The organism is Marinobacter sp. tcs-11, from assembly GCF_002049515.1.
Lineage (GTDB): Bacteria > Pseudomonadota > Gammaproteobacteria > Pseudomonadales > Oleiphilaceae > Marinobacter > Marinobacter nauticus.
Genome location: NZ_LLYU01000007.1, coordinates 1 through 13,230, shown reverse-complemented (window position 1 = coordinate 13,230; position 13,230 = coordinate 1). Strand labels below are relative to the sequence as shown.

General features: G+C 56.5%; 11 protein-coding genes. 8 read left to right on the top strand and 3 right to left on the bottom strand.

The features are described 5' to 3' along the window. Nucleotides 1-87: 87 nt before the first annotated feature. From glgC to glgP, 6 genes are all read left to right on the top strand, one after another. Nucleotides 88-1,353, top strand: coding sequence for a glucose-1-phosphate adenylyltransferase (glgC, locus tag ARC85_RS09505; protein ID WP_113880070.1), 1,266 nt, complete (start codon nt 88-90; stop codon nt 1,351-1,353). Then, complete coding sequence (locus ARC85_RS09500; RefSeq protein WP_286714747.1) at nt 1,343-3,055, top strand: glycoside hydrolase; 1,713 nt, start codon at nt 1,343-1,345, stop codon at nt 3,053-3,055. The genes glgC and ARC85_RS09500 overlap by 11 nt, the downstream gene beginning before the upstream one ends. Further along, nucleotides 3,052-4,524 (top strand): 4-alpha-glucanotransferase, encoded by a 1,473-nt coding sequence (gene malQ / locus ARC85_RS09495; protein ID WP_113880068.1) that lies wholly within the window; start codon nt 3,052-3,054, stop codon nt 4,522-4,524. Before ARC85_RS09500 ends, malQ begins: the two co-directional genes overlap by 4 nt. A gap of 105 nt (nt 4,525-4,629) precedes the next feature. Continuing rightward, nucleotides 4,630-4,992: a PilZ domain-containing protein gene (locus ARC85_RS09490; RefSeq protein WP_113880067.1), complete on the top strand. Its 363-nt coding sequence runs from the start codon at nt 4,630-4,632 to the stop codon at nt 4,990-4,992. A 42-nt stretch (nt 4,993-5,034) separates the two neighbouring features. Then, the gene (locus ARC85_RS09485; RefSeq protein WP_113880066.1) at nt 5,035-5,805 is read left to right on the top strand and encodes an SDR family NAD(P)-dependent oxidoreductase; all 771 of its coding nucleotides are present in this window, start codon (nt 5,035-5,037) and stop codon (nt 5,803-5,805) included. Between the two features lie 13 nt (nt 5,806-5,818). Continuing rightward, the gene (glgP, locus tag ARC85_RS09480; protein ID WP_113880065.1) at nt 5,819-8,323 is read left to right on the top strand and encodes an alpha-glucan family phosphorylase; all 2,505 of its coding nucleotides are present in this window, start codon (nt 5,819-5,821) and stop codon (nt 8,321-8,323) included. On the opposite strand, the gene ARC85_RS09475 is transcribed toward glgP, so the two are convergent. Continuing rightward, nucleotides 8,324-9,742 (bottom strand): TrkH family potassium uptake protein, encoded by a 1,419-nt coding sequence (locus ARC85_RS09475; protein WP_011784915.1) that lies wholly within the window; start codon nt 9,740-9,742, stop codon nt 8,324-8,326. It lies immediately after the preceding gene. A gap of 251 nt (nt 9,743-9,993) precedes the next feature. Here ARC85_RS09475 and ARC85_RS09470 point away from each other — a divergent pair, with 251 nt between their 5' ends. After that, nucleotides 9,994-10,533: a porin family protein gene (locus ARC85_RS09470; protein ID WP_011784914.1), complete on the top strand. Its 540-nt coding sequence runs from the start codon at nt 9,994-9,996 to the stop codon at nt 10,531-10,533. A gap of 49 nt (nt 10,534-10,582) precedes the next feature. On the opposite strand, the gene nhaD is transcribed toward ARC85_RS09470, so the two are convergent. Next, nucleotides 10,583-11,836: a sodium:proton antiporter NhaD gene (nhaD, locus tag ARC85_RS09465; RefSeq protein WP_228223621.1), complete on the bottom strand. Its 1,254-nt coding sequence runs from the start codon at nt 11,834-11,836 to the stop codon at nt 10,583-10,585. 171 nt (nt 11,837-12,007) lie between these two features. On the opposite strand from nhaD, the gene ARC85_RS09460 reads away from it, so the two are divergent. Further along, complete coding sequence (locus tag ARC85_RS09460) at nt 12,008-12,262, top strand: hypothetical protein (protein WP_286714745.1); 255 nt, start codon at nt 12,008-12,010, stop codon at nt 12,260-12,262. A gap of 133 nt (nt 12,263-12,395) precedes the next feature. On the opposite strand, the gene ARC85_RS09455 is transcribed toward ARC85_RS09460, so the two are convergent. Further along, a partial coding sequence (locus ARC85_RS09455; RefSeq protein ID WP_286714744.1) for a transposase occupies nt 12,396-13,230 on the bottom strand: 835 nt, incomplete at its 5' end.

Sequence of the window (13,230 nt, the reverse complement as noted above, 5' to 3'; positions counted from 1 at the left end):
ACGTCATAATTCAATGATAGTGTTTTTCTGAAAGAACAAACGTCAAATTTGTGTCGGCGCGTATCCGGTTTAAACAGGGAAGCTGCTATGCAAACCGCCAAGCGTTTCGTCAGTCGCCTTACTCGTCAAACCCTGGCCCTGGTGCTGGCTGGCGGCAGGGGCTCACGACTGCACGACCTCACAAAATGGCGAGCCAAGCCCGCCGTTCCCTTCGGGGGTAAGTTCAGGATTATCGATTTCCCGTTGTCCAACTGCATCAACTCCGGCATTGGCCAGGTAGGCGTCATTACCCAGTACAAATCCCACTCACTGATCCGTCACATTCAGCGCGGCTGGGGGTTCCTGCGGGGGGAGCTGGATGAATTTGTGGAACTGTTGCCGGCCCAGCAGCGCATTGAGACCTCCTGGTACGAGGGCACAGCAGACGCCGTGCTGCAGAACCTGGACATCATTCGCAGCCACCAGCCGGAGTACGTGTTGATTCTGGCAGGTGACCATGTCTACAAAATGGATTACGGCACCATGCTGGCTGCCCACGTGGAACAGGAGGCGGATATTACCGTGGGCTGTATTGAGGTGCCCGTCGAAGAAGCTTCGGCGTTCGGGGTGATGTCGGTGGATGAAGATTTACGCATTACCGAATTCGAGGAAAAGCCGGCCCACCCCAAGGCTATGCCGGGTAAACCGGGGACAGCGCTGGTTTCGATGGGTATTTACGTGTTCAGCACGAAAGTTCTGTTTGATGAACTGCTGCGGGATCACAAGATGGACGGTAACTCTTCCCATGATTTCGGCAAGGATATTATTCCCTCGGTGATCAAGCGCCTTCGGGTTACGGCTTTCCCGTTCCGGGATCCAGTCAACAACAAGGTAGCATACTGGCGAGACGTCGGAACCATCGATTCCCTGTGGCAGGCCAACCTGGAACTGATCGGTATCAGCCCGGAACTGAATCTGTACGATTCGGACTGGCCGATCTGGACTTACCAGGAACAGTTACCGCCGGCCAAGTTCGTGTTCGATGATGACAACCGTCGGGGCACGGCCGTCGATTCCATGGTGGCCGGCGGCTGCATCGTTTCTGGCGCTCACGTTCGCCACTCGCTGTTGTTCTCCCAGGTACGGGTGCATTCCTTCAGTGAGGTGGAGGATGCTGTCATCTTCCCGGACGTGGACATTGCACGCGATTGCCACATTCGCAAAGCGGTGATTGACCGCGGCTGTCGGATTCCGGAGGGCACCCGGGTTGGCTTTGATCGGACAGCAGACGAAAAACGCTTCCACGTGTCGTCTAAAGGTGTTGTGCTGATCACTCCCGAGATGCTCGGGCAGGATTATCCCCATGGCCTCTGACAGCCGCACTCCGGTGGTACTTTGCTGGCATATGCACCAGCCGGACTATCAGGATCACAGCAATGGGCAGTTCCTGTTCCCCTGGGTCTATCTGCACTGCATCAAGGATTACGTGGACATGGCTGCGCACCTGGAAGCCCACCCGGATGCCCGTGCGGTAGTGAACTTCGCGCCGGTGCTACTGGAACAGATTGAGACCTATCTGTACCACATTGAGCGATGGCGCCATGGAGGGCAAACCATCGGCGATCCTCTGCTTGCGGCTCTGGTTGATCCGTCGCTGCCGGAACCCGGCTCACCGGCATTTCTGGATTTGATGGAAAAGTGCCTGAGGGCGAACGCCGAGCGGATTATCAAGCGTTTTCCCGCCTATGCCCGGTTGGCGGAAGTGGCCGAACTATACCGAACCCGGCCCAACATTCAGCGCTATATTTCTACCCAGTTTCTTGCCGATCTGCTGGTGTGGCACCACCTGGGCTGGATGGCGGAAACCGTGCGCCGCAAACATGGCGTGGTACAAAGCCTTCAGGAAAAGGCCCATCAGTACACACTGGACGATCGCGAGGCATTGCTGGACGTGATCGCAGAATTGATGGCCAGCATAGGCCCGCGCTACCGCCACCTGGCGCATACCGGCCAGGTGGAACTGGCCATGAGCCCCTGGGCCCATCCCATCGTGCCTCTGCTGCTGGATTTCAGTGCCGCCCGAGAAGCGATGCCAGAAATCGTACTTCCGGAGCATGACCACTATCCAGGGGGGAAAGAGCGGGCCATCTGGCATCTGGCCGAGGGTAGGCGAGCCTTCAAGCGCTTTTTCGGCACCGAACCTGCGGGCTGTTGGGCCTCTGAAGGTGGGTTGAGCCAGGCCACGCTGCTGCTGCTCGGCGAGCAAGGCTTTCGATGGACCGCTTCCGGTGATTCAGTCATCAATAACAGCATCAACAAGGCCAGGGCGAACAAATCCTTGCCTGAAGGTGCCAGCATCCATCAGCCGTACCGGTTTACTGATGCCAATATAACGGCTTTTTTTCGTGACGATGGGTTATCCGATCTGATTGGTTTTACCTATGCCGACTGGCACGCCAGGGACGCGGTTGGCGACCTGGTGCATCACATGGAAAACATTGCCAGAGAAGGCAAGAACCCGGTGATCTCGGTAATTCTGGACGGCGAGAACGCCTGGGAGTATTACCCGGAGAACGGCTTCCATTTTCTCGACGAGCTGTACCGGATACTTGAGAAACACCCGAAACTGCGGCTGACCACTTATTCGACCCTTCAGGAAGAGCATTACACAGAGCCTGTGCAACTCCCGGAACTGGTGGCTGGAAGCTGGATTTATGGAACCTTTTCCACCTGGATAGGCGACCCCGACAAAAACCGGGCCTGGGACCTGCTGTGCGAGGCCAAGCAGCATTTTGACCGGGCGCTGGATAATGGCTCCCTCAACACAGATCAGAAGCAGGCGGCCACACATCAGCTCGGATTGTGTGAAGGCTCGGACTGGTTCTGGTGGTTTGGCGATTACAACCCGGCAGCGGTGGTTCGGGATTTCGAGCAGCTGTATCGCCGGCACCTGGCCAACCTTTATGAGCGCATTGGCTACCCGGCGCCGTCCAGCCTGTTCCAGCCCCTGAGCCAGGGTGGAGGGGAGCCCGCCAAGGGCGGTGCCATGCGGCCGGGGCATGAGGCCGATCCATGACTGTAGAAATGCCATCCAATCCGGTTCTGGCAAGGCGGCGTGCCGGTGTGCTGTTGCACCCGACCGCATTACCTGGCGTTTCCGGCAAGCTGGGCGCCGCTGCCCGGCAGTTTGTGGATGTTCTGGCCGAGGCAGGCATCACGGTGTGGCAGACACTGCCATTGGGGCCCACTCATGCAGACCTTTCGCCGTACCAGTCGCTCTCGGCCCATGCCGGGAACCCCGTTCTGATCGACCTTGAGGAACTGGTGGCGCCCGGTCTTCTCGATAGCCAGGAACTTACCGCCTTTACCCGTACCGAAGCCCTGGAACATGCCAGCCAGCGATTCCATGCCGGTCGCTATCGTGAGTCAGAAGCCCTCAACGCACAGGCCTATCAGAATTTTCTGGAGCACCATCAGTGGCTGGATGATTTTGCGCTGTTCATCACAGCCAGAGAGGCGTTTCCGGGCGTGAACTGGCTGGACTGGCCCGACGACCTGCGGGATCACAAGCCGGCCGCCCTGGAAGCCCTGAGAGAATCCCACCAAAGTACACTGGAACGGGTATGCCTGGAGCAGTACCTGTTTTTCGAACAATGGACAGCATTGCGCCATTATGCGGCCGAGCGGGGAATCTGGCTGTTTGGCGACATTCCCATTTTTGTGGCCCACGACAGCGCCGATGTCTGGGCGGCGCCCCATCTCTACAAGCTGGATAGTGAGGGCAAGCCAAGGGTGATTGCCGGAGTGCCACCGGATTATTTCTCGCCGGAGGGTCAGCACTGGGGGAACCCACTATTCGACTGGCAGCGAATGGCGGAGGACCGATACCACTGGTGGGTGCAGCGCCTGGCCAGCCAGCAGGAACGGTTCGATCTCCTTAGAATTGATCATTTCCGGGGGCTGCAGGCTTACTGGGAGATTCCGGCGGAGAATCCGCGCCCGGTCGATGGCTACTGGGTGCCGGGCCCGGCCGATGATTTTCTGGAAACCTGCTTCCGGGAGTTACCCCGTTTGCCGCTGGTTGCCGAGAACCTCGGCATCATCGGGGAAGATGTGGAAGCCCTTCGACACCGTTTCCGGTTACCGGGTATGACCGTCATACAATTCGGTTTTGATGGCAGCGCCGCCAACCCCCATCTATTGCATAACCACAAGGAATGGGATCTGGTGTATACCGGCACCCACGACAATGACACCACACTGGGCTGGTACCAGAGCCTGGATGAGCGAACCCGGGAGCATGTTAACCGGTATCTGAGGATTAACGGCCCGGATATGCCATGGCCCGTGATACAGGCTGCGATGGGCTCGGTATCACGACTGGTGATCGTCCCGATACAGGATCTTCTGGCTCTCGGATCCGAGGCACGCTTCAACACGCCTGGCACGATCCAGGGTAACTGGAAATGGACCTTACCCGAGGATTATCGAGCGAGGATCGACCTGCCAGGGCTGAGAAATATTGTGAACCTATACGGTCGATAGCCGAGTGGTCACCTTCTTGATCAGAATCAAGATGGTTAATATTTGATCAGGTGTAAAGTGGAGGAGTTGCGGTATCCACTCGGCAAGCTGACAGGAGGAAACGGCATGGAACACCGGCTAAGCCAACGGGTAGAAGGCGGGTTGCCCATTCTGGTCTACAAACGTGGCATGCCAGTAGCGACTGGTATGATCCGGGACGCATCCCGACGTGGTCTGTTTATTGCGACCGATTATTCGGATGTAAGGCTGAACCAGACGATCGAACTGTCCTTCCGGTTTCCGGAACGTTCGGAGCGGGGGCACTGCACACTGAGCGCCCATGTGGTTCGGACTGATGATGGCGGACTGGGGGTTGATTTTGATGGCGTTGAGAACGATGCGCTGACAATTTCTGAACTGATTGCCTGCCTGCAGGAACAGGCTTCTACAGACCTTCTTGCCGGGCGACTTCGTAAGCAAATGCACTGACTTCAATAAAGACAAGAACTGACTCTGTAAGGGACGACTGACATGGCACGACTTGAAGGCAAAGTAGCTGCGGTAACCGGCGGCGCACTGGGCATTGGCAAAGCGGCGGTTGAACGTATGGCAGAAGAGGGCGCTGCCGTTGGCATTCTTGACTGCCTGGATAGCGAAGGCGAGACCCTCGCCAAATCACTCAGCGACAAAGGCTACAAAGTTGGTTACTGGCACTGCGATGTGACCAATGAACAGCAGGTAAAAGCCGCTCTGGACGGTGTGGCCGGGCACTTCGGAACGCTAAACGTCGTGGTTAGTAACGCCGGCATTTCCGGCGCCAACAAGCCAACCCACGAAGTGACCGAGGAAGAATGGGACAAGGTACAGGCGGTTAACGTAAAAGGGGTGTTTTTCTGCACCAAACACGCCATTCGTCACATGAAGAAGGCCGGCGGCGGCAGCATCATCAATCTGTCTTCCATTTACGGCCTGATCGGCGCACCGGACGCACCTCCATACCATGCGTCCAAGGGCGCCGTCCGGTTGATGACCAAAACCGATGCGATGCTCTATGCCCCGGACAACATAAGGGTGAATTCTGTGCATCCGGGCTTTATCTGGACCCCGATGGTCGAAAACCACCTGAAAACCACCGGCCAGGATCTTGAAGCTGCCAAACAAGCCACCGCTGCTTTGCATCCTCTTGGCCATATGGGCGAGCCGGACGACATTGCCTGGGGCATTGTTTTCCTCGCCTCTGATGAGTCCAAATTCATGACCGGGAGCGAACTGGTTATCGACGGCGGCTATACCGCGCATTAACGGCTGAAGCCCCATGACTCTGGCCGCGTATACCATGAGGGCCCTGCCAGCACAGTTGTCTGGGCTGATGGCGATTGCACTGGATCTGCAGTGGAGCTGGCACCACGGATGTGATCAGTTGTGGCGGCAGCTCGATGAAGAAATCTGGGAGGCAACCCACAACGCCTGGCTGGTGCTGAACAGCGCTTCGGCAGAGCGGCTGCAACAGCTGGCCGAAGACCCGGAATTCCTGACCCGGTACCAGCAACAACTGAATCGCCATGAAGCCTTCAACCAGTGCCCGACCTGGTATTCTGAAAACTGCGGCAACCAGCTGGCCGGCGGTGTCGCCTGGTTCTGCATGGAGTATGGGGTGTCGGAATCCCTGCCGTTATACAGCGGCGGCCTGGGCGTACTGGCCGGGGATTTCCTGAAGGCTTCCAGCGATCTGGGTGTGCCGGTCACAGCCGTGGGCTTGCTCTACCAGCAGGGCTATTTCCGACAGGCCCTGAACGCTGAGGGGGAACAGCTGGAGTTTCACCCCTATAACGATCCGACCATGCTCCCGGTTAATCCGTTACGGGACAGCAACGGAGAATGGGCAAGGGTAAACGTACCTTTTCCCGGCCGTACGGTTCGCCTGAGGGCCTGGAAAGGACAGGTGGGGCGCTGTGAATTGTTGCTGCTCGACAGTAATGACCCCCGGAATGAGCCGGGCGACCGGGGTATTACCAGCGAACTCTACAGCGGCGATCCGGAAAAACGCCTGCAACAGGAAATGGTGCTTGGAATTGGCGGCTGGCGCTTGTTGGCACAATTGGGGCGCAAACCTGCTTTGTGCCACATTAACGAAGGCCACAGCGCATTGGCGTTGGTTGAGCGCGCGGTGCACTGGCAACAGCAGAATGAGACCAGTTTTGAAGTGGCGCGGCTGGCAACCAGAGCCACCAACCTTTTTACCACCCACACTTCAGTAGCTGCTGGTTTTGACCGGTTCCCGGCGAAACTTGCCCGATTGTACCTGGAGCCCTGGTTGCAGGAAATCGGCCAGCCGCTGGAGACCATACTGACCGTTGCCAATGGTGGTTCAAGCGATTTGAACATGTCGGGGCTTGCGCTGGGTATGAGCGGGCGTTTTAACGGTGTCAGCCAGATTCACAAACAGGTCACCCAATCCATTTTCCAGCCCTGGTTCGGGCGCTGGCCGGCGGCCGATGTGCCAGCAGAATACGTTACGAACGGCGTGCATACCCCAAGCTGGGATTCTCCGGAGGCGGACGAATTATGGACGTCGGCCTGTGGCCAGGACCGCTGGCGACAGCCTATGACGGACCTTTGCCCGCTGAAAGAGACTACTGACCATGATCTCTGGCAGATGCGCAGAAACCAGCGACATCGATTGGTGTATTACCTGCGAGCGCGACTGCAGAGCCAGCATTGTGAGCACAACTACGGCAACAGCGAGGAAGCGGCGTGTGGTCTGCTTCTGGATACTGAGTCTCTGACGCTAGGTTTTGCCCGCCGCTTTACCGATTACAAGCGCCCGGATTTGCTGCTGACAGATCCGGAACGACTGATCCGACTCCTCAGCAATCGGGACCGGCCCCTGCAGATTGTATTGGCGGGGAAGGCCCACCCCCACGACAACGAAGGCAAGGACATCATCAAACGCTGGAAGCAGTTCACCCGCCTGCCGGAAGTAGAGGGGCGCGTGGTATTCATTGAAGACTACGACATGGCGGTGGCCAGCGAACTGATTCAGGGCGTGGATGTTTGGCTGAATTGCCCGCGCCACCCCTGGGAAGCCTGTGGTACCAGCGGCATGAAGGTGCTGGTAAATGGCGGTCTGAACCTGTCGCAGTATGATGGCTGGTGGGCGGAAGCCTGGCAGCCGGAGCTGGGCTGGGCCATTCGGCCGGGAGCCACCTTCGAGGAGTTGAGCCAGACGGATAAACACGATGAGGCTGATGCCGAAGAACTCTATCAGTTGCTGGAGAATCAGGTTGTACCGGAATTCTACCTGCGTAATGAACAGGGTTTACCGGCCAACTGGCTGGCGAGAATCCGGGCCAGCATGAACGAATTAACTGCACGATACTCGGCCAACCGCATGGTTCGGGAATATGTCACGGATTTCTATCTGCCCATGGTGGCCCAGGGCGCGGAGCGCACCGCTGCAGGTGCTGACGAACTTGTTTCTGTGAAAGAAACCATAGCCCGACACTGGCCACGCCTGAGGTTTGGCGCAATGGACGCCCGGGAGGAAGGCCAAAAACTGCGTTTCGATCTGGATGTGTATCTGGATGGCCTGAGCCCGGAACTGGTCGCCGTAGAGTTGGTGGCAGAATCCTCAAACTTCGGCCCACGCCTGGTGCAGTCTATGGCGTTCAGCGGGCCACTACAGGAAGCCGAACAGACGTACCGATATTACTGCACGTTGCCACCACGCCCGCTAGAGCATTTCACTCCACGCATCCGCATTCATGAACCCAGGCTAAACCTGCCCCTGGAAGACGCTCACATTCTCTGGCTACGCTGATCAGCCGCGCCAGAAGCCCGGTGAGAGCACGATCACCACGCTCAGGATTTCCAGACGCCCCATCAGCATGCCCACTGACAGAATCCACTTGGCGGCGTCGGGCAGAGGCGAGAAGTTCCCGGCGGGGCCAATGATATCGCCAAGGCCGGGACCAACGTTGGTCAGTGAGGTGAGGGCGCCGGAAAGTGCAGTGACAAAGTCGAGCTGAAGGGATGCCAGCAACACGGTGATCACCAGCAGACACAACAGGAAGATGAAGGTATAGGCAATCATCGAGGAGATGATTTCGTCGCTGACGGCACGGCCGTTGTAGTTACGGGTAAATACGGCCCGTGGGTGCAACAGCCGCATTAACTGCTCTCGCAGAATGATCAGCGATAGCTGGAACCGGAAGATTTTCATGCCACCGGCGGTTGAGCCTGAGCAGCCGCCCACAAACATGAGGAAGAAGAACACCACAAAGGCCAGAGGCCCCCAGGCGGAATAATCTTCAGACGCATAGCCCGTGGTAGTAACAACGGACGTCACGTTAAAAAGCGTGGCTGCGTAATTGTGAATCGGGTCGAAGGGTACCGGGGAAACCCACCAGCGATAGAGCGTGAGCATGGCCGGCACCGCGAACAGTATTCCCAGGAACAGGCGAACCTGCTGATCACGGAACAGAACCCCATGCTGGCCGTGCATTTCACGCACAAACAGGAAGAACGGCAGGCTGCCGATGATCATGAAAAAGGTGGCTTCCAGCAGGATAAGATCGCTGAACTTACCCATAGACAAATCTGAGGTTGAAAAACCGCCCGTGGCGATGCTGGTCAGGCCATGGTTGAACGCGTCAAACAAAGACATACCAGACAGCCAGTAGGTGACAACCGCAACCACGGAAAACACCAGATACACCAACAGCAGGCCCCGGCTGAGAGTCTTCATGCGTGGCAGAGCCTTTTCCGTCCACTCAGACGATTCGGTAGCGAACAGGCGCATCCCGCCTACCCGCAGGAAAGGCAGCACGGCAACGAACATGCCGATAATCCCGATACCGCCCAGCCACTGAAGGATCGAGCGCCAGAGCAGCAGATCCTTGTCCATCGTGTCCAGGCCGGTGAACACAGTAGCCCCCGTGGTGGTGATACCGGAAGTGCCCTCAAAAAACGCATCTGCCGCCGAGATGTCGTTATCGCTCAGGTAAAAGGGAAGGGCAGATAGAAGGGCGATGACAAACCAGCTGGAGACCGTGAGCACGAACATATAGCGCGGTTTCAGTTCGCGGGGTTCACGGTAGGTCAGCAACAGCCCCAGAACACCAAGCACGCAAACAATAGCCGCCGATTCGGCAAACGCGATGGCATTGGGTGCACCGGAAGGGGTGGCAGCCAACAGCAGTACCGGTAACGTCATGAAAACACTCAGAAGTATAAACATGACGCTGACAATGAAGACGACAGGGGCTAGGTTTCTCAAGGCACGCTCAAGCCAGCTGACAAAAAGACGGCGTCAGCATACCCGCGGGCTTGCTTAACCGCAAGGAAACAGGCCCCGGACAGAAGTATTAACCCGGAATTAAATCGGCGTAAAAAATGGGTAAATACGGAACGCACCTATGGCGGGAATCGTCGGACTGATGCACGTTTACTGTCAGGCCGTGAAGGCCTGTATGAACAGGGAGAAAGACTATGAAGACCACAAGAAAGGTTCTTGTTGCATCAACTGCCTTCGCCGGGCTGGCCCTGGCTGGGCTTGCTTCTGCCCAGGATATGTATAAATCCGGTGTTGGCGGGCTCTACGCCGGCCTGAATTACACCTTCATGGAAACCGATTTCGATGGCCTGGCAGAAGCCGACACCGGCACCTTGTCTGGCAAGGTCGGCGTTATGGCTACGGACTATTTCGGTGTTGAGGCCCGAGCGGGCTTTGGTGTGGATGACGATCGGATTGCCGGCGTTGACGTTAAAATCGACAACTTCTTCGGTGGTTACGGCACGGTGAACGTGGTGAACGAGAGCCCGGTAACACCCTACGCTGTTTTCGGTTTCACTCGTATTGAAGCTGAGGCAGGCTCAGTGGAAGACGATGATTCCGATTTCTCGTACGGTGCCGGCCTGAATGTGAAGTTCGCCAAGAACCTGTCAGGCAACCTCGAATACATGCGTTACTACGATGACGATGATATTACCGTAGATGGCATCGGCCTGGGCGTTCAGGTCAACTTCTGACGATGAGATAACCAATGCCTGCGGGGCGGGACCTCGCAGGCATTCGACGTTAGCCGTTCATCACAGAGCCAAGCAGAATGACCCCGGCATAGCCCACTGTGTACGCGGCCAGAAGGTGTAGCGCGTACTTCAGGTAAGCCACAAACGTGAGCCCCTCAATTTTGCTCATGGCTACAATTCCCGCCGCAGAACCGATTACCAGCAACGAACCACCGACGCCAACTGCATAGGTTAGCCCCATCCATTCCCCGGGGCTCATGTCGATACCGGACTTCAGCAGTGCGGCCGTTAAAGGCACGTTATCGATGACCGCGGAGAAAATGCCCATCAGATAGTTGGCGTACACCGGGGGCATGACATCATAGATTGCCACCAGTGAATCCAGAGCATGAATTTCTTTTAGCATACCCACCAGAAGCAGGATTCCCAGGAAGAACAGCAGGGTTTCAAACTCGATAACCCGGATGTATTCGAGAATCGGGTCCAGATCCGAGTCGTCGCTCATGAAGCGGGACACCAGGAACATGATGGAAAGACCAAAAAGGAAGGTCAGCACTGGCGGAATACTGAATAACGCGTTGCCAGTAATGGTGGCAATGATTGTAACCAGAAACAGGCCCGCGATTACCGCGTCTACGGTTCGGACTTCATTGGAACTGGCTTTCAGGGTAACGGTGCCGGACAGACCGCCAGAAAGAAGCACGGCCAGCAAAAACACCGTGATTGAAGCGGGAATGGCCAGTGTCAGCAGCGTCAGGATTTCCACTTTGTCTGCCAGGAAGATCATCAGCGTGGTGACATCGCCGGTGATCAGTGAAACGCCGCCGGAGTTCACTGCAAATACAACCAAAACAATAAATTGTAACCGCTTCTTCAGATCCAGGCTTAAAGAGAGAATCAGGGAGCAGGAAACCAGTGTTGCTGTGATGTTATCGGCCAGGGAAGAAAACACGAAGCAGAACAGACCGGTCAGAAACAGCAATCGCCGCTCGGTGACCTGACGAGGCATGATCAGGTAGATCATGTTTTCGATCATGCCTTTCTTGTTCAGGTAGGCCACAAATGTCATCGCCGCCACGAGAAACAGCCATAACCCGGCGATCTCGGCAATGCTTTCCGAAAGGCCAGAGGAAACTGCAGCGGTTTCGTCTACACCGGAACTGAACAGAAACAGGAGAACCCAGCTGAGCGTGCCAAAGAACAGTGTGGTTTTTGCCTTGTTGACGTGAATGACTTCTTCAAAGATGACGCCGAGCAGCGCCAAGATGGCAACAGCAATCAGAACAGCTTCAAGAATCGGCATTTTGGAATCCTGAACCCCGGGGAAGATTAGGCAGCGATTCTAAACCCATTAGCGGGAGCCTCCAAGATTAGTAAACTACGGAACACTGCCTATACTTGAATCTGACGCACATCAAAAGGGCATTCGCTCTTTCTGTTATTGATGGAACAGTCACAACGGGGAGAGAAAGTCATGAAACACAGTTTGAGAACGCTGGTCTGTGCCACCCTGATTTCGCTGCCACTCGCTACCTTTGCCCAGGGTGGATCCGGGCAGGGCAGTCAGGCAGGAATGATGAACCAGGAACGGATTCAGCAAATGCAGCAGAACATGGATCGAATGAACCAGACCATGCAGCAGATGCAGAATGCGACGACCAGAGAAGAACGTCAACGAGGCTGTAGAAAAACCCGATTCCGAGTCATTCCAAAGGCCTGGTTCCTGTAATTTTTATCGCGGCCATCAACTGGCCGATTCCCGTGATTTCGATGTTCGGCCATCCGCTTCGGCCTTTTGGGGCTCCTGGATCCGGTATTGCTGGTGTCCAGCAGATGCTCGTCCGGGACTTCCACTCTCGGCATTACGCCACCATCCGCCCGTAATTCGCCAGCTTCTCAATATTGTGCACCAGGCAGTATAGCTGCCACTGGCCCTGCACCTTCTTTTTGCCCCGCAAACTGAAGCGATTCAGGCCCTTGTTCGTGCCGATGTTGCCGAACACTGGTTCCACCACCGACATCCGGTGACTGTAGATCTCTTTGCCTTGCGGACTGTCTACCCGGTGCTTCATCCAGTCGGTGTAGTTGGGCAGGCGCTTGTTCTCTATGGTGAACGAGACCTGCCTTCCTGAACCTTTGCGATGATTGGCGGACGCCGGATTCTGCATGCACTGGCGCTTCTTCGTGCAGTGCCGGCATTGCAGCAAACGACCTTCGAAATGCACCCGGATTTTGCCATTCTCGGCTTTGCGTTTGCCTTGGTAGCTAATGGCATTGCCTGCCGGGCAGATGCACGTCAGATTCACCGGATCGAACTGGAATTCACGGGCTGGGATGATGTCTTTCCGGCCCGTGGTTGGCTGGTTCTGATGGCGTTTGCCGTATTTGTCTTTCTGGTTCTGGAACTTCGGGTCGCGACTGCGGAATTTGTTATCGGGCACGTAGCCGTTGATCTGCCGTTCGTGCAGGTACTTCATGTTGGCTTCATTGGCGAAGCCGGTGTCGGCCGTAACGACGGTGCCTTGCTGGTAAATGTTGTCGGCGATACCCAGCTTCCTGAACCGAGCTTCGACACTCTCCAGCACCGGTTGCAGGGTGTGGTGTTCCTGGCCTTCGCCAAAGGCCTGGGCGTCGATGATGACCTGGTGTTTCTTGTCCACCGTGGCCACGCCGTTATAGCCCTGGATCGTGCCCTTG